Origin of the sequence: Sphingobium chlorophenolicum (genome assembly GCF_000722875.1) — a bacterium.
Classification (GTDB): domain Bacteria; phylum Pseudomonadota; class Alphaproteobacteria; order Sphingomonadales; family Sphingomonadaceae; genus Sphingobium; species Sphingobium chlorophenolicum.
On record NZ_JFHR01000026.1, the window covers coordinates 1 to 25,915 of the forward strand.

Annotated in this window: 26 protein-coding genes; 14 read left to right on the plus strand and 12 right to left on the minus strand. The window is 63.3% G+C overall.

Features of this window, described 5'->3' with window-relative positions; translation table 11 throughout:
• Window positions 1-114: 114 nt before the first annotated feature.
• Window positions 115-789, plus strand: a complete 675-nt coding sequence (locus BV95_RS22745) for a flavin reductase (protein ID WP_051749751.1) — start codon at window positions 115-117, stop codon at window positions 787-789.
• A 31-nt stretch (window positions 790-820) separates the two neighbouring features.
• Here the strand turns inward: BV95_RS22745 and BV95_RS12200 are convergent, their stop codons facing one another.
• The 4 genes from BV95_RS12200 to BV95_RS12215 form a co-directional block, all read right to left on the minus strand.
• Complete coding sequence (locus BV95_RS12200) at window positions 821-1,672, minus strand: SDR family NAD(P)-dependent oxidoreductase (protein ID WP_234703178.1); 852 nt, start codon at window positions 1,670-1,672, stop codon at window positions 821-823.
• Window positions 1,673-1,761: 89 nt separating this feature from the next.
• Window positions 1,762-3,003, minus strand: a complete 1,242-nt coding sequence (locus tag BV95_RS12205) for a cytochrome P450 (RefSeq protein ID WP_051749752.1) — start codon at window positions 3,001-3,003, stop codon at window positions 1,762-1,764.
• Between the two features lie 12 nt (window positions 3,004-3,015).
• Window positions 3,016-3,474 carry a VOC family protein gene (locus tag BV95_RS12210; protein WP_037452062.1) on the minus strand — a complete coding sequence of 153 codons (459 nt, stop codon included), beginning with the start codon at window positions 3,472-3,474 and terminating at the stop codon, window positions 3,016-3,018.
• A gap of 11 nt (window positions 3,475-3,485) precedes the next feature.
• Window positions 3,486-4,169, minus strand: coding sequence for an SDR family NAD(P)-dependent oxidoreductase (locus tag BV95_RS12215; RefSeq protein ID WP_037452065.1), 684 nt, complete (start codon window positions 4,167-4,169; stop codon window positions 3,486-3,488).
• A gap of 206 nt (window positions 4,170-4,375) precedes the next feature.
• Here BV95_RS12215 and BV95_RS12220 point away from each other — a divergent pair, with 206 nt between their 5' ends.
• From BV95_RS12220 to BV95_RS22750, 3 genes are all read left to right on the plus strand, one after another.
• Window positions 4,376-5,020, plus strand: coding sequence for a TetR/AcrR family transcriptional regulator (locus tag BV95_RS12220; RefSeq protein WP_234703179.1), 645 nt, complete (start codon window positions 4,376-4,378; stop codon window positions 5,018-5,020).
• A gap of 218 nt (window positions 5,021-5,238) precedes the next feature.
• A complete protein-coding gene (locus tag BV95_RS12225; RefSeq protein ID WP_037452068.1) occupies window positions 5,239-7,527 on the plus strand; it encodes a TonB-dependent receptor in 2,289 nt (762 codons plus the stop codon).
• A 64-nt stretch (window positions 7,528-7,591) separates the two neighbouring features.
• Entirely contained in the window at window positions 7,592-8,854 is a 1,263-nt protein-coding gene (locus tag BV95_RS22750) for an MFS transporter (RefSeq protein WP_051749753.1), read from the plus strand.
• A 43-nt stretch (window positions 8,855-8,897) separates the two neighbouring features.
• Here the strand turns inward: BV95_RS22750 and BV95_RS22755 are convergent, their stop codons facing one another.
• Window positions 8,898-10,190, minus strand: coding sequence for a cytochrome P450 (locus BV95_RS22755; protein ID WP_051749754.1), 1,293 nt, complete (start codon window positions 10,188-10,190; stop codon window positions 8,898-8,900).
• 103 nt (window positions 10,191-10,293) lie between these two features.
• Entirely contained in the window at window positions 10,294-11,571 is a 1,278-nt protein-coding gene (locus BV95_RS12240; protein WP_051749755.1) for an MFS transporter, read from the minus strand.
• A gap of 335 nt (window positions 11,572-11,906) precedes the next feature.
• On the opposite strand from BV95_RS12240, the gene BV95_RS12245 reads away from it, so the two are divergent.
• The 3 genes from BV95_RS12245 to BV95_RS12255 all read left to right on the plus strand — a co-directional run bounded on the left by BV95_RS12245 (window position 11,907) and on the right by BV95_RS12255 (window position 15,017).
• Window positions 11,907-13,652: an N-acyl-D-amino-acid deacylase family protein gene (locus BV95_RS12245; protein ID WP_037452073.1), complete on the plus strand. Its 1,746-nt coding sequence runs from the start codon at window positions 11,907-11,909 to the stop codon at window positions 13,650-13,652.
• 69 nt (window positions 13,653-13,721) lie between these two features.
• Entirely contained in the window at window positions 13,722-14,270 is a 549-nt protein-coding gene (locus BV95_RS12250) for a nuclear transport factor 2 family protein (protein ID WP_037452075.1), read from the plus strand.
• A gap of 63 nt (window positions 14,271-14,333) precedes the next feature.
• Window positions 14,334-15,017, plus strand: a complete 684-nt coding sequence (locus BV95_RS12255) for an SDR family NAD(P)-dependent oxidoreductase (RefSeq protein WP_037452078.1) — start codon at window positions 14,334-14,336, stop codon at window positions 15,015-15,017.
• A 62-nt stretch (window positions 15,018-15,079) separates the two neighbouring features.
• Here BV95_RS12255 and BV95_RS12260 read toward each other — a convergent pair whose 3' ends face one another.
• Complete coding sequence (locus tag BV95_RS12260; RefSeq protein WP_037452081.1) at window positions 15,080-16,258, minus strand: acetyl-CoA C-acyltransferase; 1,179 nt, start codon at window positions 16,256-16,258, stop codon at window positions 15,080-15,082.
• Between the two features lie 168 nt (window positions 16,259-16,426).
• On the opposite strand from BV95_RS12260, the gene BV95_RS12265 reads away from it, so the two are divergent.
• The 3 genes from BV95_RS12265 to BV95_RS12275 are packed head-to-tail and all read left to right on the plus strand — an operon-like array spanning window position 16,427 to window position 18,719.
• A complete protein-coding gene (locus BV95_RS12265; RefSeq protein ID WP_037452084.1) occupies window positions 16,427-17,197 on the plus strand; it encodes an enoyl-CoA hydratase/isomerase family protein in 771 nt (256 codons plus the stop codon).
• A 56-nt stretch (window positions 17,198-17,253) separates the two neighbouring features.
• Window positions 17,254-17,562, plus strand: coding sequence for a Zn-ribbon domain-containing OB-fold protein (locus BV95_RS12270; RefSeq protein WP_234703180.1), 309 nt, complete (start codon window positions 17,254-17,256; stop codon window positions 17,560-17,562).
• Complete coding sequence (locus tag BV95_RS12275) at window positions 17,559-18,719, plus strand: thiolase (protein WP_037452087.1); 1,161 nt, start codon at window positions 17,559-17,561, stop codon at window positions 18,717-18,719. Before BV95_RS12270 ends, BV95_RS12275 begins: the two co-directional genes overlap by 4 nt.
• 35 nt (window positions 18,720-18,754) lie before the next feature.
• Here BV95_RS12275 and BV95_RS22760 read toward each other — a convergent pair whose 3' ends face one another.
• Window positions 18,755-19,390, minus strand: a complete 636-nt coding sequence (locus tag BV95_RS22760; protein WP_051749757.1) for a TetR/AcrR family transcriptional regulator — start codon at window positions 19,388-19,390, stop codon at window positions 18,755-18,757.
• Window positions 19,391-19,498: 108 nt separating this feature from the next.
• On the opposite strand from BV95_RS22760, the gene BV95_RS12285 reads away from it, so the two are divergent.
• Entirely contained in the window at window positions 19,499-20,359 is an 861-nt protein-coding gene (locus BV95_RS12285) for a TauD/TfdA dioxygenase family protein (RefSeq protein WP_037452090.1), read from the plus strand.
• 4 nt (window positions 20,360-20,363) lie between these two features.
• On the opposite strand, the gene BV95_RS12290 is transcribed toward BV95_RS12285, so the two are convergent.
• A complete protein-coding gene (locus BV95_RS12290) occupies window positions 20,364-21,266 on the minus strand; it encodes a LysR family transcriptional regulator (protein ID WP_037452094.1) in 903 nt (300 codons plus the stop codon).
• Between the two features lie 225 nt (window positions 21,267-21,491).
• Between BV95_RS12290 and BV95_RS12295 the strand changes: the two genes are divergently transcribed.
• The 3 genes from BV95_RS12295 to BV95_RS12305 are packed head-to-tail and all read left to right on the plus strand — an operon-like array spanning window position 21,492 to window position 24,531.
• Window positions 21,492-22,394 carry an SDR family NAD(P)-dependent oxidoreductase gene (locus BV95_RS12295; protein ID WP_037452097.1) on the plus strand — a complete coding sequence of 301 codons (903 nt, stop codon included), beginning with the start codon at window positions 21,492-21,494 and terminating at the stop codon, window positions 22,392-22,394.
• Entirely contained in the window at window positions 22,391-23,041 is a 651-nt protein-coding gene (locus BV95_RS22765) for a glutathione S-transferase family protein (protein WP_051749758.1), read from the plus strand. The genes BV95_RS12295 and BV95_RS22765 overlap by 4 nt, the downstream gene beginning before the upstream one ends.
• Complete coding sequence (locus BV95_RS12305; protein ID WP_037452100.1) at window positions 23,038-24,531, plus strand: AMP-binding protein; 1,494 nt, start codon at window positions 23,038-23,040, stop codon at window positions 24,529-24,531. The genes BV95_RS22765 and BV95_RS12305 overlap by 4 nt, the downstream gene beginning before the upstream one ends.
• Window positions 24,532-24,601: 70 nt before the next feature.
• Here the strand turns inward: BV95_RS12305 and BV95_RS12310 are convergent, their stop codons facing one another.
• From BV95_RS12310 to BV95_RS12320, 3 genes are read right to left on the minus strand one after another with little or no spacing between them, the layout of a single operon-like run.
• Window positions 24,602-25,345 carry a 2-oxo acid dehydrogenase subunit E2 gene (locus BV95_RS12310; RefSeq protein ID WP_051749759.1) on the minus strand — a complete coding sequence of 248 codons (744 nt, stop codon included), beginning with the start codon at window positions 25,343-25,345 and terminating at the stop codon, window positions 24,602-24,604.
• Entirely contained in the window at window positions 25,342-25,659 is a 318-nt protein-coding gene (locus BV95_RS12315) for a DUF4286 family protein (RefSeq protein ID WP_037452103.1), read from the minus strand. Before BV95_RS12315 ends, BV95_RS12310 begins: the two co-directional genes overlap by 4 nt.
• A gap of 5 nt (window positions 25,660-25,664) precedes the next feature.
• Window positions 25,665-25,895: a biotin/lipoyl-containing protein gene (locus tag BV95_RS12320; protein ID WP_013849477.1), complete on the minus strand. Its 231-nt coding sequence runs from the start codon at window positions 25,893-25,895 to the stop codon at window positions 25,665-25,667.
• Window positions 25,896-25,915 lie beyond the last annotated feature (20 nt).

Sequence of the window (25,915 nt, forward strand, 5' to 3'; positions counted from 1 at the left end):
TTGACGGCCGCTATCGATGGTCTATTCTCATTCCTGGTCATGGTGGGGCTCCATTGGGGTTGGCGACTTTGAACATCACCAGCCTGCCATGGCCGCTCAAATCCTCAATGGATTTTGCAGAACATCCCGCACACTACCTTTGCCGGACTTGATCCACGGGACGGCCCGGAGGGAGCACCCATCATACCGGACTGCGCGGCACGCTTCGGCTGCCGTCCGACGTTCGAATATGACGGGGGCGACCATGCGATATTCGTGGGGGAAGTGATCGATTTCGTCCACGGCGAACGCGCGCCGCTCCTGTTTCACGGCGGCAAATATGGCCGGGTCGCTGCAAGGCCGCCGGCGATCCGGCCTGATGAAATCGACCGTGATGGAGAGTTTGGCCGCTATTTCATCGGCCATATGTTAAGTCGCGCCTATGATGCCGCCTTCGCGGAACTGCGGCGGGAATATCGACGCAGGGGCCTGCGGTCTTCCGAATATACGGTGCTCGTTTCGCTGGGGTTGGGAGATGGATGCACGCGAAGGGATCTGCTGGTCCGGGCTGCGAATGGCGGTGTCGATCTGCCCCTTGAGGCGATCGAACAGCTTGTTGCGCGGGGCCTGATCGTGGCTGCGGACGAAATGCTCCACCTCAGTCTGACGGGACGCCAGCTATTGATGGAGTTGATGGCGGTTGCGCAGGCCATCCAACTGCATTTCGAAGACAGCCTGACCCTGGCCGAAATGACGCAGTTGCACGACCTGTTGCGGCGCCTGTCGGAAGTCGCGCCGCGGGACCGTTGATGATGGCCCAGGGCGAGGATGCCCCTGGCCTTCAGGACACGCTATAGCCGCCGTCCACCGTCAGATGATGGCCGGTGATGTAGCTTGCCGCGTCGCTGGCGAGGAACAGGATGGCGCGGGCCTGTTCGATCGGATCGGAAATCCGGTTCAACGGGATGCGGCCTGGAACGGTCATGGGGCCGCGCATCTGGATTTCGCTTCCCATCCTTTTCGCGCCGCCGCTTGCCGTGCCGCCGGGCTGGATCGAGTTGACGCGGATCTTATGTTCGGCGAACTCGACGGCGGCGGCGCGGGTCATGGCGTCGACGCCTGCCTTGGCGGAATCATAATGGGTGTTGTTGAAGATCGTCGGATGGCTGGCGCTGACCGACGACACGTTCACGATGGAGCCACCGCTGCCCTGATCGCGCATGATCTTGATCGCCTCGCGCATCATCAGGAACGTGCCGCGCGTGGTGACGGCGTGCATGATGTCCCATTCGGACGCGGGCATCGTCATGGTGTCCGCCTTGCGCCGGTAAGCCGCGACATTGGCAAGGACATGCAGGCCGCCGAACAGCGCCTGCGTCTTGTCGAATGTGGCAGTGACCTGCGTTTCATCTGAAATATCGCAGACGGCGTAAGGGGAATGGCATGTTTCGGCCGCTTCCCGAACCGCGCCTTCGTCGACATCGACGAAGAGAACGCGTGCGCCCACCTGGGTGAACAGCGTGGCGGTCGCCTTGCCGATGCCCGAACCCGCGCCGGTGACGATGGCGGATTTGCCTTCAAGGCCGAAGATGGAAAGTGGCGAAGGATCGGACATGATGATTTCCTGACAGAGCGGTTGTGGATTGGAAGTGGCGGGGTCGATGGCGAAGTCCGGAAGCTGCATGTCGGACATCATATTCTTTCCAGCATAGGCTTTATGTTATTGGGTATGGATATTGTCAGACATGCCATCGTCGTCCCGATTTGCCGGGAGCGTCGCCATCAGACGTTCCAGACGAGGTTCAGGGAATCGACCCCGTTGACCGATCCCGAATGGGTGACGGGCGGCCGTTCCGGGTCCAGCCGGAAATCGGGCAGGGCCTTCAGCCATTCCTCTAGAAAGACCTGAATTTCCGCCCGTGCGAGCGGGCTTCCTACGCATTTGTGCGGGCCGTTGCCGAAGGTGTTGTGCACGGGGTCGCGGTCGAAATCGATCTCCATCGGCCGGTCGTAAAGCCGGTCGTCCATGCTGGACATGGAAATGGGCACCATGACCATTTCGTCCTTTTTGAACAGGGCGTCCTTATATTGGAAGTCTTGCAGGATCAGGCGGCCGGTGTTCGACAGTCCGAAGCGGCGCAGAAACTCTTCCGTCGCCCTGGGGATGATATCCGGTTCATCGATCAGGCGGCGGCGTTGTTGCGGATTTTGCGCCAGATAGCGGGTGATGAAGGACAACATGTTGGCGACAGTGTCGAGACCGCCGAAAAAGACCAGAACGGCCATGCCGATGACTTCATAGTCCCCCTGGAAACGGGGATTGTTCCGCCAGCCGGCAATCTTGCTGAGAAGATCGTCGCCGGGATCGGCGGCGCGTTCATCGAGTACTTGCCGGAGATAGGCGACGACCTTTTCCTGCGCGCCCAGCTTCACCCTGGAATCCGTCGCGGTCATGAAGGTGACGCCCCAGTCGACGAACCGCTCCCGCTGGTCGAGCGGCAGGTCGACGATGCCCAGGAACATCGTGACCGGCATGACCCGCGCAAAATCATTGACGAATTCGCATCGTCCCTTCGGCCTGATCTGTTCGATCAGGTCGCGGGTCAGCGCCACCGCATCCTCGCGCATCCGGGCGACGCGGCTGGGGGTGAAGAAGGGGTTGAGTATGGCGCGATAGCGGGCGTGCAGCGGCGGATCGACAGTCAGCGGCGGCATGCGGACGGGTGACGACCCGCGCGGTATCGTGAACACCTCATGACTGAATATCTCGAAATGTTCCTGCACGAACCTGATGTCTTCGCCGCGGGTGAGAATCCAATGCCCGCCGTTGCAGGGTGTCCAGACGATGTCGGGGCCATCATGCAATCGCTTCCACGCGGTATAGACGTCGCCTTCCTCAATGCCCGACGGGTGCAGATAGTCGAAATCCACCACCAGTTCGGGCGGCACATGATTGGGCACCGGCACGCGGTTGTAGAGCGCCTGATGCTGCGCATAGATGTCGACCATATCGGTGTCGGCCATCCGATTTTCCCTTCAATTATGGGGCACGTCGTCGTAGATCGACGTCGCTGCCCCGGTCAGATAGACAAATTCGCTGTACACCCCGGTGTCGGCGCGGGTGTCGGCGTAGATGTAGTTGAGCTGGCCATCCATGACGGCGCCCCGCATCGGGGTTGCAAGGCCGACGGCATCTATGCGCCGGTTGATGCTTTCCCAGGCGGCGGCGTCGGCTGCGCGAAAGCCGTGATGATGCAGGCGAACCGCGGATGGGTCATCGGGCACATAGGCTTCGTATATGTCGGGTGCGCCGGGGCCGATCTGGATGAGTTCCAGCATGATGGCGCCGACCCAGGCATGGGCCGCATCCATGGTCGGCGAGGAGCGCTTCCGGCGGAAGTGCGTTATCCCGAAACGCTGCCCCAGCGCCGCCGTGGCGCGGTCCAGATCGCGGGCGACGAAGCCCATCTGATAAAAGCCGTCGAACAGGGTCATGCCGCCATTCCTCACGCGATTTGAAAGCCGCCATCGACGACGATCGTCTGGCCGTTGATGTAGCGGCCGGCGGCCGAGGCAAGGAGCAGCGCGACCGGAGCCACGTCATCCGGCGTGCCGTGGCCCATCGGAAAGCGCTCCGGCCGCACGCCGGGGCCCTTGGGAGGCATGGGACAGCCCTCGGGAAAGGGGTCGGAAGGGATGGCGCCGACCAGGATCGCGTTGGACGCTATGCCGTCCGCCGCGCAATCCAGCGCGAACTGTCTGGTAAGGGCGTTCGTCCCGGCGCGCGAAGAGCCATAGGCATAATTGCCATGCAGCACCGGATGGACCGATCCGATGGTCGACAGGTTGATAAGGCGGCCACCCCGGCCATGCGCCCGCATCGTCCTGACGGCCTGCCGCATGAGCAGAAATGCGCCGCGAACATTGGTCGCGTGGACGCGGTCCCATTCGTCCATCATCAGGTCATCGAGCGGCCAGGGGCCGGTCACAATGGCGCCGTTCACCAATATGTCGAGTTGAGGCACGCCGTCGAACAGCGCTTTGACGCCCTGCTCCGTGAGTTCGGGTTCCGGCGCGTGCGTGACCGCCGCCCCTGCCCTTTCGAACAGCGCGGCAATGGCGTGGGGTACTTTGCCGGCACCGACCACCAGGGCGCTTTTGCCCGGCAGTCCGAAAAGCGAATCCAGCATCAGGCGCTCCTCTTCTTTTCAATTTTATGCTGTTTGATCGTGCAATATAAGAAACATGTCTTATTACAAGCGGCCAGCCCGTCTTCGGCAGGTTCGGGCCGCTTCATCATCCATGTGATGGGCGTGATGGGCGAGCCGTTGCATTATGGCGGCGTAAGGCGGATAGCGGAGCGACCTGCAGCAATGGCGAAAGAGCGGTTTCCATCATGCGTGATCTTCCTGCCCAACCGTTCAAGGGCACGGCGCTGGCCCTAGTGGAGGCGGCGGAAAGGTTGTTCGGCGAGCATGGGATCGAAAATATATCGCTGCGCCAGATCCGGCTGGAGGCCAATGCCGCCAATAATTCGGCCGTCAGTTATCATTTCAACGACCGGGAAAAGCTGGTCCGCGCGATCTGGGCGCATCGCCTGCCCGCTCTGGATGCCCGGCGGCGGGAAATGCTGGACCTGATCCATGCCGAAGGGCGGGAACGGGATGCCGCAGCGGTGCTGGGCGCGCTGGTCCTGCCCAATTACGAACTTCGCGATGCGCGAGGCGTGCATCGCTACGCCGCGTTTTTTCGCCATGCGATACGCTGGAGAGAGGGGGCTGAAATCCGCAACGCCCAGCTTTTCTCTACCCCCGCAAGCGGAGAGGCCATGGCCTTGTACTTCGCGCTGCGGCCCGATGTGTCGCCGGAACTGCTCAGCTATCGCCTGCGGCATGGCGTTTGCGTCTTTTTCGACATGATTTTCGAACGCGACAAGAATGTGGCCGAAGGGCTGGCGGTGATGCCGGAGGCGGAATTCCTTGCCGAAGGCATCGCCATGCTGGAAGCGATTTGCCTGCGTCCCGCACCTGCCGCCAACTAAAATAAGCCGGCCATTTCCGCACAGGCGGCGCCGCCGCTTCTGGAGCCAATAATCGCATAGGCGATCATTTCGGCATGGATTGGCGCGCCTGCCTTCTCCCTTCTAAGAAAGGCGTCTCACCTTAAGTCATGTATCTTACAAATGACGGGTGCCGAATGGGAGAAGATATGCTCAGAGGGAATTTATATCTGGCCGGGATATCGTTGCCTGGCCTTCTGATGGGTCTTGCCTCGCCAGCATTGGCGCAGGACGGTGTCGCAGAAATCATCGTCACCGCCCAGAAGCGCGCCGAAAATCTTCAGGACGTGCCGATTGCCGTCAGCGCCTATTCAAGCGAGGCGCTGGAAGCCCGTGGCGCGACCGGCCTGACCGCCCTGTTCCAGTCGCCGCCGCCGGGCGTGGTGATGCAGCCTTTCGCGGGCAGCCAGAGCATGTTGATCGTCGATATGCGCGGCGTCACCAACAGCGATCCGGGCCAGGGCACGGTGGAACTCGGCACCGCAGTCTATATTGACGACGTGTATCTGGGACGCGCCCAGGGCATGGGCGCGGAACTGGTCGATCCGGAGCGGATCGAAGTGTTGCGCGGTCCGCAGGGCACGCTGTTCGGGCGCAACGCCGAGGGCGGCGCCATCCGCATCGTGACCAAGAAGCCCACCGGCATATTCGGCGGCGACGGCAAGGTGACGATCGGCAATTTCGACCAGCGCCGTTATGAAGCGCATCTCAACCTGCCGGAGATCGCCGGTTTTTCGATCAAGCTGGATTATCTCAATTCCAGCCATGGCGGATGGACAAAGAATGGGCCGCGTGTCGCCCGGATCGGACGGCAGGACGATTTCGGCGCGTTCGACGGGGAAGGCTATCGCGGCAGCGTGCGGTGGCAGCCGACATCCGCGATCACCGTGGATTACGCCTATGACCATAGCGTCACCAAGGATACCCGCGATTATGTCGTGCTGGTGCGTCCGCCGCTGATCGATCCGAATGGCCGCACGATCCTGCCGCTCTCCACGCTGACGGGGGCGCGGCCTTTGACGGACCGGCTCGATGAGCGCACGGACACTGCGTGGACGTCGCTCTACAACGCCCCCTTCCGCACTGAAGCGTCAGGCCATACGCTTCAGGCCGGTTGGGAACTGAACGATGCGCTCACGCTGCGGTCGATCACCGCCTTCCGCAAGACAGAGGAAGAAGGCGCAAACCAGCTTGGCGGCGCGTTCACCCTGACCAAATTCCCCACCGCCCGTTCCGCGAGCATCCTGTTCCCACGGCTGGGCGGGACCAGTCTGGGGATCGATCCCGCCACCCCGATCTGGGGGATTTCGGGCGTAACCTCCTACAACAAGGTCAAACAGAAGCAGGAAAGCCAGGAATTCCAGCTCGTCGGTAGCCTGGCTGAGGTCGAATTCGTCCTGGGCGCCTATTATTTCCATGAAAAGGTGCAGGATACCCGCCAGACGCTGTTGGGCATCGTCTATACGGACCCCGCCTTTACCCAGGCACTGGGCGTCAATCCGTTCGCGGTGGGCAGCGCAGGGGCCGGGCTGAATTCCCAGACGGCGGAATCCACATCCTATGCGGGTTTTGCCCAGGCGACCTGGTCACCTGAATTCGCGGGCAACCGGCTGCACCTGACGGCGGGCCTGCGCTATACGGACGACAAGAAGACCTTCGACCGCACGATGTTCAACGGCGCTCCCACATCCGTGACCGGCGCGCCGTTCCGCGAAAAGCGCTGGGATCCGGCCTTCACCATCGCCTATGACGTGGCCGACAACGTCAACGTCTATGGCCGCTATGCCCAGGCCTATCGTGCGGGCGGCGTATCCGTGCGATCGCCCTCGTTCAAACCCTTTGGCGCGGAGGTGAACAAGTCCTTCGAAATCGGCGTGAAGAGCGACCTCATCGAACGCCGCGTGCGCGTCAACGCAGCGTTGTTCGAAAACCGCATCCACAACCGCCAGATCACCAGCCAGCTCGATCCGACCGGCGACCCGGCGGTCACCGATACGCTGAACGCATCGGGCGTGACGCGCATTCGCGGTGGAGAATTGGAGATCGTCGCGGCCCCCACGCGCGGGTTGCAGGTTTCAGCGACCTACGCCTATTTGCACGGCAAGCGCCCCGGCAGCTATTTCATCATCGATCCCAACGCCGAATTGCGCATCCAGAGCCTGCCCGAACATGCGGTCACGCTGGCGATCGACTATAGCGTGCCGGTCGGCATCGGCGATCTGGCCTTCCATGCCGATTATGCCATGGCCAGCGACACGCCGGGCACGGGCCGGGTGGCTTTCGGCGCCTTCGCCTACGACATTCGCCGCGACGTGGCCAATGCGCGCATCGCATTGCAGAATGTCGAAGTGGGACCGGCGAAGTGGCGGCTGGCGCTGTTCGCGAAGAATCTCTTCGACACGGCTTATCCGGTATTCACCTCGCCGGGGGCCAATGCGGTCCTCTCGCCCCCCAGAAGCTACGGGGTCGAACTGGGCACCAGCTTCTGACGTGATCCACCGGCACGCGGCATCTCTTCGGGATGTCGCGTGTCCCCTTTTGCGGGATAATGTCATGACGACCGCTGCTCAGGAATGGAAAAGACATTGGCGGACCCTGGCGGCCTCCTCCCTGGGGGTCGCGACCGGCTTTTCCATGCTGCAATTCAACGCCAGCATCTTCATTCAACCCTGGCAGGAAAGTTTCGGATGGTCGCGCGGGGAAATCGCCGCCGCCCATAACGGTATGATCCTGAGCGCGATCCTCTCACCCTTTGCGGGGGCGCTGCTCGATCGCCATGGCGTGCGCCGTCCGTTGCTGGCGGCGATGGCGCTGACGGGTCTGGTTTATCTGGCGATGACGCAGCTTGGCGGGTCGCTGGTGCAATTTTATGCGACCTACCTTGCCTTGCAGGTCATCGGCATCTTCACCACCGGCCTTGCCTTCACCCGTGTCGTGGCGGCGCGCTTCGTCAAGTCGCGCGGCCTCGCACTGGCATGCACGCGGGTCGGCATTTCGATCCTGGGCATATTCCTGCCCGCCACGCTGCATGCCCTGGTCGCGAGTGAGGGATGGCAGGCGGGATTTTATCTGCTGGCGGGCATCGTGCTTCTGGTGGGCCTGCCGGTCTGCTGGATCGGCATCCGCGACACGCCGCGATCGGTCGCGTCGGAAAAGCCCCTCCAGCGGGCGGGGGACGGGGAAAGCTATGTCGCGCTGCTGCGGCGCGAACCGCGCGTGCTGCTTCTCTGCCTGTGCGCGGGCTTCGGCTATGCTCCGTTGTCGACCCTGCTTAGCCAGTTTCAGCCGCTCCTGACCGCGCTCGACATTGCCCCGGCCGATGCGGCCATGTTGACGGGGGTGCTGGCGGGATCGGTGCTGATCGGCACTTTGGTTTCGGGAACGCTGATCGACCGGGTCTGGGCGCCCGCGGTGGCATGCCTGTTCAGCCTGGGGCCGATATTGGGCTGCATCCTGATGTTGCAGGGGAGCCTGACATTTCCCATGGCGCTGATCGCGGCAATGCTGATCGGCGCGGCGCAGGGCGCGGAGATCGACATCGTCGCCTATATGGCCGCGCGCTATTTCGGCATGCGCCATTATTCCGCCATTTATGGCAGCACCATCACCGTCATGACGCTGATGGCCGTGGCGGGGCAGGTCGGCATCGGTTTCCTGTACGATCGTTTCGGCAATTATCAGGTCGCCTTGATCGTGGTGATTGGCGGGCTGGTGGCGTCCATTCTGCTCTACCTGCTGATGGGCCGTTATCCCCGGCAGGTGGAGGGTGAGGCGGAACCATCCGTAGCGCCAACCGGCGCGGAAGCCGTCGCCTGATGACCCGCCCCATGAGATATGCGCATGGGGCGGGAGAGCTGCTTTAGCCCCAGGCGACCGGCAGTTCGCGCTGTCCCCAATAGATCCAACTGTTGATCCGTTCGGTCGGCCCGGTCAGGCGCAGATTGGGCAGACGTTCGACCAGTTTGCGCAGGCCCACCTGCGCCTCCAGCCGCGCGATCGGCGCGCCCAGGCAGAAATGCACGCCATAGCCGAAGGACAGATGGCGCTTCACCTGATTGAGCGGACGATCCATGATGAAGCTGTCGGCATCGGGGAAGATGTCCGGATCGCGATTGGCCCCCATCATGGAGAACATGAGCTTGCTGCGTTCGGGCAGTTCCGCGCCGTGCATCTTCACCGGGCACAGGCTGGTGCGGAAATGGGAGTTGATCGGCGGGTCGAAGCGCAGGCTTTCCTCGATCACATTTTCCACCAGATGCGGTTCCGCTTTCAGCCGTTCCCAGCGTTCGGGGACTTCCAGCAGGCGCCATATGACGTTGGTCAGCAGGCTGGTGGTCGTTTCCTGTCCGCCGGTCAGCAGTGCCGTGCAGATCTGGAACAATTCCATGTCGTTGAAGCGACGTCCTTCGACACGGCTGACGAGGCCGAGCGAGATATAGTCGAACGGCAGCACGGTGCCCCAATGTTCATGGGTGGGTTCATCGATCCCGGCATCGCGCAACATTTGCTTTCGCGCTTCGATCAGGCCCATGAAATGCGGCTGGATTTCCGCGATCAGCGTCTGTTCCGCGCTGGGATTCTTGTCGTTGAACAGCAATGACTGCAATTCATCCGCCCAGCGTTTGTAATCCGCATATAGCGCCTGGTCCGCGCCCAGCATGAAGCACATGGTCCGGGCAGGTAGCGGCAGGCAGAAGAGGTCGTGGAAATTGCCCTGCTTGTCGGTGCGATTTTCGAGTCCGGAGACGAGGTCTTCCGCAATCGCCTCTACTTCCGGCAGATAATAGCGCATGCGGGCGGGGGTCATCCCCTTGCGCAAGGCCGCGATATATTCGAGGTGGAAAGGCGGATCGGTCAATATGCCGAAATCGCTGAACGTCTCCCAATCCATGGGGGCATCGCCCCATTTGAACGACCATGTGGGATTGTCGGACAATATCTTGTCGCGAATTTCCTTGTAATCGCTGGTGATATAGAATTGATATTCATCGCCCTTATAGTGGTAGAAGGGACATTGGCCGGCAAGCGCCGAATAGGCGGGGCCGGGATTACGAACAGTCTCTGGATCGAGCGGGTCGAATATATGATCGGCCGCAGTCTTCAGCCGCCGTTCTTCCGGTTCCTGAGCCTTCGCCTCGGTGATCTCTGTCATCCCTTCCTCCGTCATGATGTTGGACAGAGCATAGGGCGCGCGGTCCCTTCATTGAACGAAAAGTCCTTTAGGGGCCTAACTATCGGATGCGCCGGATGGCTGTTCAATCCTTGTGCCGGGGATAGCGGCCCATCATCAGGTAAACGCAGCCCGCCGCCATGAAGCTGGCGGCAATCACCAGCAAGGCGGCGTCATAATTGCCGTGCCGGTCGAAGGCGACGCCCAGCATGGACGCCCCGACCGCGCTGGCAAAGGCGATGAAGAAGACGGTCATGCCATAGATGGTCGAGAAGGACCGAATGCCGAAATAGCGCGCCACCATATAAGCAACCACGTCGATTTCCGCGCCCAGACCGAGGCCAATCAACAGGATGGCAAGGCCTGCCATCGGGCCATCCAGCGCGCCCTGCCAGACGAGCAGGCAGGTTCCGGCCGCCGAACCGCAGGCGAACAGAAAGGCGATGCCCGGCGCCCAGAAGCGATCGACCAGACTGCCGGTGATGAGCGCGCCCACGAAACTCGCAATGCCCGCCATGCCCACCAGCGCGGCTGCCGCTTCGGCCGCTATGCCTTTGCTGATCAGCAGCGGCTGAAGCTGCGTCATGATGGCGGTAGCCGGTGCATAGCCCAGACCGGCGCCAACGCACAGCAGCCACACCCGCCGTTCCCGCAGCAGTTGCAGCCATGTCGGCAGATCGGGGTCCGGGCGCTGCTGTTCCACCGCGCTGGGCGTCCGCGAGCCGCCGATCCAGAACCACACGGCGGGCAGCGCGATCGCCAGCACCAGCAGCGCTTCCGTCGCATAGCCGGCGCGCCAGCCGAACCGCGCGATGATGGCAAAAAGGATTGTCGGCAACGCCGCGCTGGCGAGCGCCAGACCGCTGCGCGCAATCGCGAGCGAGATGCCGCGTGAACGGACAAAATATTGGCTGACGACCCGCGAACAGGTAAGGCCGCTGGCGGACAGGCCGATGACTCCCGCAAGGACGCTGAGCATGTAGAAGAGCGCCAGGGAGCCATTCATCGACGCCAGACCCAGATAGATCAGGATCGACAGGGTCATGCCACCAAGCATGATGCGGCGCGCGCCAAACCGGTCGACCGCGCGGCCGACGAAGGGCGCGGCGAAGGCGACGACCAGCGATGAATAATGGGCGAAGGCGATCTGGCCGCGTGACCAGCCGAACGCCTCCTGTAATGGCAGGACAAACAGGCTGGAAAGCGCCTGATAGGCGCCGTGGGACAAGCCGATGGCCATGAACGCGGCGACCCCGACCCGCCAGTTCGACCGCCATTCCTCTACCGCGCCCTGCCAGCCATGGTCGCTGTTCTGCGTTCCGGCATGGCCCGCATCGTGAACTATCTGCGCCTTTTCCGTCACGGCAGGGCCTCTCTCGCTATGGTTTTGAGAATTGACTGGCAGCGCCCCTGATCCCGGTCAATCATCGCGCCAGTGCCATCACATGGGCGGTGCCATCACATGGGCGGTACCGCCACCGGACGGCGGCTGGGCGCATCGCTGGAGATGGCATGGAAAAGCGTGAAGCATCGCTTATCTGAAATGTAGCATGGCTGGGGCCAAGCCCGCTTGGCACGCGGCCTGCCATGGGTCACGTTCCGGCAAGTGACAGGATGCAGCCGCCGCCCGATGCAGGCGTTGCGATCGCACTGATCCGTCAGATGCACCGGCCAGAAGCCAAGTTGAGAGGAAGCGCTATGCCCGACTATGACCTCATCATCCGGGGAGGCTGTATATATGATGGCAGCGGCGGAGAGCCGTTCGTCGCCGATGTCGCCGTCAAGGACGGGGTGATCGCCGCCGTCGGCGACGTGGGGGACAGTGCGAAGGAAGAAATCGACGCGGCGGGGCGCATCGTGACGCCAGGCTTTGTCGACGTGCATACCCATTATGACGGGCAGATCACCTGGGAAAACAAGCTGGCGCCCTCGTCCGACCATGGCGTGACGACGGTGGTCATGGGCAATTGCGGCGTCGGCTTCGCGCCCTCTCGCCCCGAACATCGCAAGCTGATGATCAAGCTGATGGAAGGTGTCGAGGACATTCCCGAAGTCGTCATGGCGGAAGGCGTGCCGTTCAACTGGGAAACCTTTCCGGAATATCTGGATGCGCTGGAAAAGCGGGAAAGCGACATCGATTTCGCCGCGCAGTTGCCGCACAGTCCCTTGCGCGTCTATGTGATGGGGGAGCGCGGCGCCAATCTGGAGCCGCCGACGCAAGAGGATCTGGCGGAAATGCGCCGCCTGACCGCCGAGGCGATCCAGGCGGGCGCGCTGGGCGTCACCACGTCCCGCAGCTATGCGCACCAGTTTCGCGACGGGCGCCCTGCCCCCTCGGTCAAGAGCGAGGATCAGGAAGTGCTGGCGCTGGCCCAGGGCCTGCGCGACGCCGGCAAGGGCGTGTTCCAGATGGTGCCCAGCTATGACGTGACGGCGGCCGAACGCATGGACCTGCTGGACGACATCGCACGGACATCGGGCCGCCCGGTTTCCTTCACCTTCATGCAGACGCCCAAGGGCGAAGGGGACTGGCAGGAAATGGTCGCCCGGCTGGAGGCGTCCAAGAATGCGGGATTGGAAGTGCGCGGCCAGATCATTCCGCGTCCGACCGGCGCCCTGCTTGGTCTGGAACTGTCCATGCATCCCTTCTCCTTCAGCCCCAGTTTCCGCGCGATCGACCATCTTTCGCTGGAAGAAAAGGTGGAGCGGATGCGCGATCCGGAATTCCGCAAGAAGCTGATCGCGGAGGAACCCGACGATCCGCAGGCATTCTTCGTCTATGTCATCTCCGATCTCGACGCGATGTTCGTGCTCGGCAATCCGCCGAACTACAACCCGCGCAGCGACGAGAGCATCGGCGCCCGCGCTCGCGCCATGGGCGTCGACCCCAAGGAACTGATCTACGACGCGCTGCTCCAGCGTGACGGGCGCGAGGTGCTTTATCGCCCGCTTGGCAATTCGGAAGGCGAAAAGTTCGAAAGTTCCGGGCGGAATCTGGTGAAGAACGACCGGACCTTCCCCGCGCTGGGGGATGGCGGGGCGCATTACAGCATGATCTGCGATGCCGCCTACACCACCTATTTCCTGACCTATTGGGTGCGCGATGCGAAGGGCGACAAGAAGGTCGACCTGCCCTATGCCGTCCGCAAGCTGACCTATGAGCCCGCCTATGCCGTGGGCCTGCACGATCGCGGCCTGATCAGGCCGGGCTACAAGGCGGACCTCAACGTCATCGACCTGGAAAGGCTGCATCTTTACGCGCCGCATGTCGTCTACAATCTGCCGACGGGCGGCCGTCGCCTGCAACAGCGCGCGGACGGTTATGACGCGACGATCGTCAACGGCGTGGTCACCTATCGCAATGGCCGTTCCACCGGCGCCCTGCCCGGCCGCCTTGTGCGCGGCAGCAAGGAAGCGCCGGAAAAGAGCCTGGAAATGGCCTGACGGACCAGGGCGGACGAAGCGGATCGACTGTTTCGCCCGCCCACGCATCGATAGCGCAGAGGAATTGCCATGACTGAAATTACGCCTGATCTCATTGTCTTCCTGCAGGAGATGAAGGATCGCACCGCCATCCACGACTGTCTGTTGCGCTATACGCGGGGCGTCGACCGGCATGACCGGGAATTGATGCTGTCAGCCTATTGGCCGGATGCTTTCGACGATCATGGCGTCGCGGAAGGCTATGCCGCCGACTTCGTCGACTGGGCGATCGGCTGGCATGGCGAATTCCAGACCAAACATCATCACGCGATCAGCAACCATGTGGTGGAGATCGACGGCGATACCGCGCATGGCGAAACCTATTATACTTTCTGGGGCGAAAATAAGGGCGCGCCGCCGCAGCTCAGCTTTGGCCGCTATGTGGACCGTTTCGAAAAGCGGAACGGCGAGTGGCGCATTGCCGACAGGGTCTGCGTCAACGAAATGACCACGACGCTGACGGCGGCCGAAATTCCGGAGGAATGGAAGGCCCGCATTTTCAGCACCGGTCCCAACCGGCGCGACAAGGGCGATGTGTCCTATATCCGGCCGCTGGTCCGCAAGGCGAATGTGGGCTGATTAGCCCCCCTGCCTATCGACGATATGGATCGACAAGTTAGACATTTGACTAGAGGATATTGCATGACCGCACGGACCGTCATTGTCACCGGGGCTTTCGGGATATTGGGCGGCGCCGTCGCCTCTGCCTTCGCCGCTGCGGGGGACAGGGTGGCGCGAGTCGATTACGCGCCTGCTCCGGCGGAGAGTCCGCCGGGATGCCTCGATATCGGCGGCGTCGATCTGACCGACTTCTCCGCGGCGCAGAAGGTGGTGGCCGACATCGTGAAGGCGCTGGGGTCGATCGATATACTGGTCAATGTCGCGGGGGGCTTCATATGGGAAACGCTGGCCGATGGAGGCAGCGCGACCTGGAGCCGCATGTTCGCGATGAATGCGACCACTTGCGTCAACATGACCAAGGCAGCGCTGCCGGAACTGGAGAAGGCGGCGCAGGCGCGTATCATCAACATCGGCGCTGGCGGCGCCGTGGTCGCGGCGGCGGGCATGGGCGGCTATGCCGCGTCGAAAATGGCCGTGCACAAATTGACCGAAAGTCTGGCGGCCGAACTCGCGGGCAAGGACATCACCGTGAACGCGATCCTGCCCAGCATCATCGACACGCCGACCAATCGCGCCGACATGCCCGATGCCGATTTCAGCCAATGGGTGCAACCGGCGGCCATCGCCGACGTGATCCGGTTCCTTGCCTCACCGGCTGCGCGCGCCATCAGCGGCGCGCTGATCCCGGTGTCGAAGGGCGGCTGAAACGCCCCTTGCCTGTTCGGGAAGGCGGCAAGCGGGCAGCTTCGCCCGCCTGCCGCCATATGTCAGACGATCTCGAACAGCGCGGCGGCCCCCATGCCGCCGCCGATGCACATGGTGATGACGGCGTTCTTCGCGCCCAGCCGCTTGCCCGCCAGCAGGGCATGGCCGGTCATGCGCGATCCGGTCATGCCGAACGGATGCCCGATAGAGATGGCGCCGCCATCGACATTGACCCTGGCCGGATCGATGCCCAGCCGGTCGATGCAATAAAGCGCCTGGCTGGCATAAGCCTCGTTCAGTTCCCAGATGTCGATGTCCGGCACTGAAAGCCCCAGCCGGTCGAGCAGTTTCGGAACCGCGAAGACCGGCCCGATGCCCATCTCATCCGGTTCGCAGCCTGCCACCTGCATCCCCTTGTAAAGGCCCAGGATCGGCAGTCCGCGCCGCGCCGCCTCGTCCGCGTCCATGATGACGCAGGCGCTGGACCCGTCGGACAACTGGCTGCAATTGCCCGCCGTCACGGAACCGCCTTCGAACAAGGGCTTCAGCCGGGCAAGATTTTCCATGTCCGTGCCGGGGCGGTTGCATTCATCCCTGGTCAGCGTGACCTGTTCCTGACCCGTTACGGCCAGCGCCTTGTCCACGACATTTTTCGTGGCCGCGATCGGCACGATCTCGTCATCGAACCAGCCATTTTCCTGCGCCGTTGCAGTGCGTGCCTGGCTCGTCACGGCGAATTCGTCCTGCGCTTCCCGGCTGATGCCATAGCGGCGGGCGACATTGTCGCCGGTCAGGTTCATCGCCATGTAGATTTCGGGCTTATGTTCCAGCAGCCATTCATCCCTGGTGCGGAAGCTGTTGCGGTGCGGGTCGACCAGGCTGACCGTTTCCACGCCGCCAGCCACATATACCCCCCCTTCCCCGCTGCGGATGCGCTGCGCGGCGATGGCGATGGTCTGGAGTCCGGAGGAGCATTTGCGGTCGAGCGTCATGCCGCACACGCTGATCGGCAAGCCCGCGCGCAGCGCGGCCTGTCGCGCGATGTTCGATCCGACCGCGCCTTCGCACCGTGCCGAACCCAGGAAAACATCGTCAATCTCAGCCGGATCGATCCCGGCGCGCTCCACGGCTGCGCGGATCGAATGCGCGGCCAGCGTTGCGCCATGGATGTTGTTGAGCGCGCCCCGATGCGCTTTGCCGATCGGCGTGCGCGCGGTGGCGACGATGGCTGCGTCCTTCATGCCCCGAAAATCTCCCGTCAGAAGCTATGCCGCAGATAGGAGCTGGCGGGACGGCTTGCCATAAAAGCGTCCGTCTCATCACGTCTTTGATGAAGCTGCACGGCATTCTTGACCCCGGCCGTGCCGGTCCACAAAGCTGGTTCGATTCCGAAGCATGGAGCGCTTCCAATGACCATTACCGTCGAAAAACAGGGTCCGGTCGCGATCGTGACGCTTGACCGTCCGCAAACCAAAAACGCCATCACGCAGGAGATGCGCGGTCAGCTATATGGCGCGTTCGAGGATATCGCGATGGACCATGATGTCCGCGCCGTGGTCCTGACCGGCGCGGGCGGCGATTTCTGCTCCGGCATGGACGTGACTGGCATGGGCAAGGGCGGCGTGACCGGATCGATGGACCGGATGTACACGCTCAATCGCATCGCCAAGGCCATTTATTCGCTCAAGAAGCCGACGATCGCGGCGGTGCCGGGCATATGCGTGGGCGTCGGCTTTTCCTATGCGTTGGCCTGCGACATCGTGCTCGCTGGCGAGCAGGCCCGTTTCGCGGCGATTTTCCGCAATATCGCGCTGGCGCCCGACGGCGGCCTCGTCTGGCACCTGCGTCAATTGCTGGGCGTGCAGAAGGCCAAGGAACTGGTCTATTCCGGCCGCATCATCCGGGCCGACGAAGCCGTGTCCATGGGCATCGCCTATGAAAAGGTCGCCCAGGAGGCGCTGATGGACCGGGCGATGGAACTGGCGGAGAGCTTCGCGTCCGGCCCCGGTATCGCCATGGGCATGGCCAAGCGCCAGTTCGAACTGAGCTGGAACAACGGTTTCGAACAATATCTGGAACTGGAAGCCGCGATCCAGCCCCTGATGAGCCGCACCGAAGACCATGAGGAAGGGCTGCGCGCTTTCCGCGAAAAGCGCAAGCCGGTGTTCAAGGGCGAATGACGCATATGCTCCAACCCGAAGCGGAATGGCGCGCGCACCTGGCCGAGGGGCGTTTCATGATCCAGCGTAGCCGATCGACCGGCGGCCATGTCTTTTATCCCCGCGTCGCCGAGCCGGGCACGGGCGCGGAAGATCTGGAATGGGTGAGCGCGTCCGGCGCGGGCACGGTGCACGCCGTTACGGTCGTGCGCAAGAAAGATCCCGCCGACAGCTACAATGTCGTTCTGGTCGATCTGGCGGAAGGGCCGCGGCTGATGAGCCGCGTCGATGGCGTGCCTGTCGATGTCGTTCAGATCGGCATGGCCGTCAGGGCCAGCATCATTATCGAGGGGGACAAGCCTTTGCTCGTCTTCGTGCCCGCATGAGCATGATCAACGGATTTCCACGCGGCCGGGCCGCCATTGTGGGCGCTTCGACCTATGGTATCGGCCAATGTCCCGGCGTGTCCGCCGTGGACATGGCGGCGAAGGCCGCGCTGCTGGCCCTGGCCGATGCGGGCATTGCCATGTCGGAAGTGGACGCCCTCTATACCTCCGCGCCCTATGAGGCGCTGGGCGGCATGGAACTGGCCGAATATCTGGGCCTGACGCCGAAAGTCACGGACTGCAACCGCACAGGCGGCTCCGCTTTCGAAGTGTATGTGCAGCAGGCGGCGCTGGCGCTGGAGGCGGGACTTATCGACTGCGCGCTGATCGCCTATGGTTCCAACCCGGCGAGCAACCCGCCGCCCGGCGTCGGCATGACTCGCCAGAGTCCGTGGGAAGCGCCCTACAAGCCGCTGGCGCCCCTCTCCTCCTATGCGCTGGCGGCGAGCCGGCACATGCATCTTTATGGCACCACGCGCGAGCAACTGGCCGAAGTGGCGGTCGCTGCGCGGCAATGGGCGCAACTGAATCCGGAGGCGGCGGTGCGCGATCCGCTGAGCGTCGAGGATGTGCTGAAGGCGCGGATGGTGTCCGATCCGCTGACGGTGCGAGACTGCTGCCTGTTCAATGACGGCGCGGCGGCGGTGGTGATGGTGCGCGCAGACCGGGCGAAGGATTGCGCAAAGGCGCCCATCCATGTGCTGGGCGCGGCCCATGCCGTCACCCATCGCGAAATCAGTTCCATGCCCGACCTGACCGTGACGGGCGCGGCGATTTCGGGTCCGCAGGCCTTCGCGCAGGCCGGGGTCAGGCCCGCGGACATCGACGTGGCGATGCTCTACGATGCCTTCACCATCACGCCCATCCTTTTCCTGGAGGATCTGGGCTTCTGCCCCAAGGGCGAAGGCGGGCGCTTCGTGTCGGGCGGGCATGTCGCGCCGGGCGGCGGGCTGGCGCTCAACACCAATGGCGGCGGCCTGTCCTGCGTGCATCCGGGCATGTACGGCCTGTTCCTGCTGGTGGAAGCCACACGGCAGCTTCGCGGCGAATGCGGCGAACGGCAGATCGATAATGCCCGCCTGGCCGTCGCGCACGGCAATGGCGGGGTGTTGTCCAGCGAAGCGACGGTGGTGCTGGGGACTGCCGCAACGCTGTGATGCGGCTGGATGAGGGGCGCGCCACCCGCCCCTCGTCAGGCGGGCGCGCTCAATACCAGCCGCACCAGCTTCTCTACGTCGGCAAGCAGCGTTTCCAAGTCCAGCGCCGGCTGTTCCTGACCGAACCCATGTTTGTCGAACAGGGCCACCGCGTTCCACATCATCGTTCCCGCCATCGCTATGCGCGCGCGGCCCAATTGCGGCGGCAACCAGCCCAGCGCGGCGTGCAGCCGTTCCAGCAGAGCCGCGATGCTGGGTGCGCCGGGCCGTGGCACGCGCGCATCGAACGGATCGCTGAGCAGGCCTGCCCCGCTCATATGCATCATGAAGCGGATATGGGCATGCGGCGCCTGTTCGTCATGCAGCAGGAAATAGGGCCGCATCATGCATCGCCAGGCGGTGAAGGCGTCGAGGGAATCCAGAGACGGCCCGCTTTCCCGGATCATGCGTGAACGGTCCGCCTCCGTATCCTGCAACCGCATGTCCACGACGGTGCGCAACAATTCCTCCACGCTGCCGAAATGATAGCTGACGGCGGCGGTGTTCTTCTGCCCGGCGGCGATCGCGACGGCGCGCAGCGTCGCCACGCCGATGCCGGACTGAGCCACCAGCGTCTCCGCCGCAAGGCAAAGCTGCCGCCGGGTGGTTTCGCTGCGGGAGTTGGAAGCCATCGCGACGCTTTTAGCCAGCCTGTGAGCCATGGCCAGTCCTCATATTAAAGCATTTGCTTTATTTATCGGATCATTTACATTGCGTCCAGAAAATTGAGAGGATTCCCCATGATCATCAGCGCCATGCCCGGCCCTTTCGGCGCCATCGTCGAAGGCATCGATCTTTCCGTTCCCCAAAGCGACGATATCCTGCGCGGACTGATCGCCGCCCTGCACGAGCATCAAATTCTGGCGATACGGGGCCAAAGATTGACCGATGCCGATTATGTCGCCTTCGGCCATCAATGGGGCAGGCCCCTGATGTTCCATCTGCAATCGCACCGGAAGGATGAATTTCCGGAGATGATCCGGATCACCAACGCCGCCGCCACGCCCGAACGCTATCGCGACGGCGCGAAATTCTGGCATCAGGACAGCAGCTATGAAGCCGTGCCCGCCAGCGTGACCATGTTATATGGCGCGGAAACGCCCGATGAAGGCGGCGAAACGCTGATCGCCAGCACCGCATTGGCCTATGACGCGCTGGATGACGCCATGAAGGCCAAAATCGATGGCCTTGTCGGGCTGCATTGCCTGGGGGGATCGCCTGCACTGCCGGGTGAGAAGATACCGTTCATTCCGGAAAATACGGCGCGGCACGGCATCGTTTCCCATCCGCTGGTGATGCGGCATCCTGTGACGGGACGAAAGGCGCTCTATCTGTCCGGATCGGCCTTCGGCGCGGAAGGGCTGGAGATTGACGAGGGACGCGCGCTGATCAACGCATTGCGCACCCATTGCACGCAACCGCAATTCGTCACGCGCTATAAGGTCGAAACCGGCGATATCTTCCTGTGGGACAATTTCCAGGTTCTGCACAGCGCCACGCCGATCGAATATTCCGACGAGCCCGGCAAGCGCCGTCTGCTTTTCCGGATCAGCACCAAGGGCGTGCCCGCTCTGTGCGATACCGCCGATCTGGCCGCCTGACGCATCAGCCGGGATTGAGGTTCCAGTCGATCCGTTCGGTCAGGAAGGCCAGCGCAGCCTGCACATGCGGCAGGGCGACGCGATCCGGCGCGCCCATCAGCACGACGGGCAGCCGGGGCCAGCTCAATTCCGGCAGGAGCGGGACCAGGCGACCGGCATCGATATGGTCGCGGGCCAGCATTTCCAGCGTCTGGCCCACGCCCAGCCCCGCAAGCGTGGCTGACAATATCGCGGCACCGTCGTTGAAGGTGAAGGCTGTCGGCGGCCGCACCCGAACGGTGCGGTCGCCCTGCCGCAGTTGCAACGGATTTCCGCCCGGCGTTTCCACGCTGGCATAAAGGATGGCGCGATGCTGCGCCAGGTCGTCCGCCTCCGCCGGTTGGCCGTGCTGCGCGATATAATCGGGGGATGCCAGGCAGATGAGCCGGGTCGTGCCGAGCGTCACCGTCTTCCATCCGGTCGGCGGCGCCTCGCCCGCCCGGATGACCAGATCGAAGCCGTCGACGCGGAAGAATGTGCCGCGATCGCCCAGCGTGAGGTCAAGGATCAGCCGTGGATGCAGCCGCTGGAATTCGGCCAGAGCGGGCATGATGAAGGCCTGCCCCATGGAGGCCGGAGCATCCAGCCGCACGCGCCCCGCAATGCCGGCCCCCGGCCGTACCGCCATGTCGGCCGTGGCCACGGCATCCAGCGCGGCCTGCGCATAGGTCAGATAATGCCCGCCCTCCGCCGTCAGGTCCACGCGCCGGGTCGAGCGGTTGAACAGCCGCACGCCCAGATGCTCCTCCAGCCGCCGGACGTGCAATGTGACCATGGGCGTCGAGATATTGAGGCGCAGCGCGGCGCGCGTGAAGGAACCGGCCTCAGCCACCGCGACAAAGGCTTCCATCGCGGTCAGTTGGTCCATCGGCTGCTCCTGCGGACCGGGGTGCGAGAATGCAAGGGATCGGCCATCGACATCAGGTTCAACAAGGGTGTCCGGGCTGTGGGTTGGTCAACCCGCGCATCCTATACCGGAATGTGGCGCTGCGCAGTCACCCCGCCCTTTTCATCGGCCTTTTGATGCTTGTCGCCGCCTGCTTGCCGCATTGCATGCAACCCTGCCACAAACTGGTCAAAAGAGGAGCCCTAGATGAGCGGTTTTCTGGATGAACGCGCCAATCTGGCCGGGAAAGTAGCAGCGGTCGTCGGTGGGGGCGGCGGCATCGGCGCGGGCATATCGCTGGCGCTGGCAAATGCTGGTGTCGAACTGGCGATCTGCGATATCGATATGGCTGCGCTGGCCGAAACCGAGGCCGCGATCGCATCCACCGGCGGCAAGGTTGTCGCCATGACCGCCGACGCCACGGAGGAAGGCGCGCTCGACGCCTTTTACGACATGGTCGAACGCGCCTGTCCGCGCCTGGACATAGTGGTGAACGTGGCGGGCGGAACGAAGCGGCAACTGCTTGCCGAAGCCAGCCGCGCCGACATCGCCCGCGATATCCATCGCAATTACGGCTATGTCGTTCAATCGGTGCAGCGCGCCGTGCCGTTGATCAGGCGATCGGGCGATGGCGGCAGCATCATCAATTTCACCACGATAGAGGCGCATCGCGGCGCGGCCAGCTTTTCGGTCTATGCCGGGGCCAAGGCGGCCACCACCAATTTCACCCGATCGATGGCGGTGGAGCTGGGCAAGGACAAGATCCGCGTCAGTTGCATCGCGCCGGACACGACCATGAGCCGGGGCAATATGGATGCCATGCCCCCTTCTTTTGCGGAGGGTTTTGCCAGGCTGCCTGCCCATGTCCAGGGCAAGGGTCTGGAAATATATATCCCCAGGGGCGAACAGCCGCCGGTCGACGCGCTGGCGGATGCCGTGCTGTTCCTGGGTTCCGACCTGTCGACCTTCATATCGGGCATGACGCTGCATGTGGACGGCGGCACCATGGCGGCGGCGGGCATGCTGGACTGGCCCTTTGGCGATGGCTTCGTGCCCACTCCGCTCGCCGGCACCCTGGCGCGCCTCTATCGCGACGGAGACGATGCGTGATCCTTTACGCCATCACCCTGTCGCCCTTTGCCGCCCGCGTGCGCCTTGCCCTGCGTATCAAGAAGCTGGATTACGACATGATGCCGCCGCCAGGGGGCAATACGCGATCGCCCGAATATCTGGCGATCAATCCGATCGGGAAGTTGCCGGTTTTGGTGACGGACGAAGGTCTGGCGATCGCCGAGTCCGAAACCATCGTCGATTATCTGGACGAATATTTTCCCACGCCATCCCTGACGCCTTCCGACACGGCCGAACGGGTGCGGATGCGCAACATCGTCCGCTGTTTCGAACTATATGCGACGCCCGCCATGTCCCGTCTGTTCAGGCAGATGGACCCCGCGACCCGCGACGAGGCGGTGGTCGCGACCGAAATAGCGAATTGGCGCAACGGCCTGGCGCTGACCGACCGGTTCGTGGCCGATGCGGCGTTCGCAGCGGGTGGGGCGATGAGCAAGGCCGACTGCATCCTGCTGCCCAGCCTGCTGCTGTGCGAAGTGGTCGCCGGGATTTTCGGCCTCGCGGACCCTTTGGCGGAGTGCCCGAATTTGACAGGCTACCGGGACAAGGCCCGGCAGCATCCCGACATGGGCGCGATCTGGACGGAAACGGCGGAAGCGCTCGCGGCGATGAGATCGGGCCGGTGACCATTAGATGGATCGATCCGGCGACGGGACAGCCCCTCGCCGGAACACCGCTGGGCATGGCGCTGAGCGCCCAGGCAAGGGCGACGCCCGACCGGCCCGCAATGACGATAGGCGGGCAAAGCTGGACCTTCGCGGCCTTCGACGCACTGGCGAACCAGCGGGCGCAAAGCTTTCTGGCCAAGGGCATGGCAGCAGGGGACCGGGTGATCCTTTCCATGCCCAACCGGGTCGATTATCTGCTCAGCGCCTTTGCTCTATGGAAGATCGGCGCAACCCCCTGCCCTGTATCGGATCGGCTGAATGAGGAGGAGTTTCGCGCCATCGTCGCATTGTCCGGCGCGCGCCATGTGATCGGCCCCGTGTCGCTGCCGCGATCGGAAGCGCGGCTGCACGATGTCGATGTCCCCGTCAAGGCGACCTTGCCGGACGCCCCATTGCCGCCCATCATATCCCGGCCCGGCAAGATCGCCCATAGCGGCGGCAGCACCGGGCGGCCCAAGCTGATCATCGATCCGCTGCCGTCGGTCTGGGGGCCCGACAAGGAGGGATGCCGACGCGGACCGCGCCACACGCTGCTCAATCCGGGACCGCTCTATCACTCCGCCCCCTTCAACACGACGACGATGGCAATGGCGCAGGGCACGCATATCGTCTGCATGGAGCGGTTCGATCCCGTCGAATGGCTGGCGCTGGTGGAGGAGCATCGCGTCACCTATGCCTATCTGGTGCCGACGATGATGACGCGCATAGCGCGGCTGCCGGAGGCGGTGACCGCTGCGGCGGACCTGTCGTCGATCGAGACGCTGCTGCACATGGCCGCGCCCTGCCCGCCCGACGTCAAGCGATGGTGGATCGACCGGATCGGCGCGGACCATGTGTGGGAGGTTTATGGCGGCACCGAACGGATCGGCGTGACGACCATCGGCGGCCGGGAATGGCTGGCGCATCCGGGATCGGTCGGCACCGCCGCGCTGGGTCAGGAAATCCTCATCACCGGCGAGGATGGCAGTCCGCTGGCACAGGGGGAAATCGGCGAGATCCGTTTCCGCAAGAGCGGGGGAGCCGGAAAAGGCTATGCCTATATCGGCGCCGAAAACCGCATCGTTTCCGACACGGACAGTTTTGGCGACATGGGTTGGCTGGACAAGGACGGATATCTCTACATCGCGGACCGGCGCACCGACATGATCCTTGTTGGCGGGGTCAACGTCTATCCCGCCGAGATAGAGGCGGCTGTGGAAATGATGCCGGGCGTGTTGTGCTGCGCGGTCATCGGCCTGCCCGACGCGGACCTGGGCAACAGGGTTCATGCCATCGTGGAACTGGCGCCAGATGTCAGCCCACCGGAGGAGGATAGTTTCCTGGCGCGGCTGGGCGAAATGATCGGCGGATTGAAACGGCCGCGCTCCGTCGAATTCACGACCGACCCGATCCGCGATCAGGCGGGCAAGGTCAGGCGGTCGGCCCTGCGCGCTGATCGGATGGCGTGATCCGGCATTAGCATCAGGCGGCGGCGGCGGATTTGATTCCGCCGCCGCGCCGATGATCGCGATATGTCCGTCAGGCGAAGAGGTCCGCCGACGCCAGCCTGTCAGCGATGAAGCGGCAGAAGCGCGCCGCATCCGCACCGTTGATCACGCGATGATCGTAGCTGAGCGACAGCGGCAGCATCTGGCGCCAGTCGATCCCCCCGTCATCCGCTGGAACCGGGACGGGACGGGCGCGGGTGACGCCCAGGATCGCGACTTCGGGGGCGTTGACGATGGGCGTGAAACCGGTGCCGCCAATATGGCCCAGCGACGTCAATGTGATGCAACCGCCGGACATTTCCGCCATGGACAGGCCCTTGGTCCGTGCCTTGTCCGACAGGGCGACAATCTCTTCGGCGATCTGCGTCACGGACTTGCGGTCGCAATCCCGGATCACCGGCACCAGCAACCCGCCGGGCGTATCCACCGCCACGCCGACATGCACATATTTCTTGAGCGTCAGCATGCCGCTCGCCGGATCGAGCGAGGCGTTGAATTGCGGGAAGGCAGCCAGGCCATCCGCCAGCGCCTTCACCAGCAGCGGCACGGCGGTCAGCTTCGTGCCGCCTGCGGCGTTATGCGCCTTGCGCCGTTCCTCCAGTGCGGTGATGTCCGCATCGTCCTGATGCGTGACATGCGGAATGGCGACCCAGTTGCGGCCCAGAAATGCCGCGACGAACTTCTGGATCTTGCTGAGGGGGCGCTGTTCCACCTCTCCGAAGACAGAGAAATCGCCGGTGGGCCAGGGGGCAAGACCTGCGAGGAGATCGCTCATATACGGTCCGGACCTGTCGGCTTGAAAAATGCGAAGCGCGGACTTTCCATGTCTATGGAATCGGTAAGCCGCATCGTCGGCGCCGCAGCGAACACGCTCTCCAGCAAGGCTGCCGGATCGTCGGTTTCCACCTCATAATCGGCGACGAACACGCCGGTTTCGGTCCCCGTCATGTCCAGTTCCCTGTAGCGGGTGCAGGATCGAACGCCCGGCAACCGGCACATCTCGACGGAGTGGACCTCATCATACCAGCGGTCATATTCTGCCTCGCGCCCGGCTACCGCGCGCGAGGTGACATGCAGGATATAGCGCATCGGATTTACTCGATGGTCGCCAGAAGGGTGCCGACCTCATAGGTTTCGCCGATCTGGGCGATGATCTTGAGGGTGCCGCTTGCGGGGCTTTCCACTTCCTGGGTCGATTTCTCCGACTCCAGCGCGTAGAGCGGCTGGCCTTCGACGGCCTGACCGCCATCTTCCACCAGCCATTCGGCCAGCGTGCCTTCGTTCATCGAAAAGCCAATCTTGGGCAGCAATACTTCAACAGCCATTGGGAACTCCCTGAGCGAAA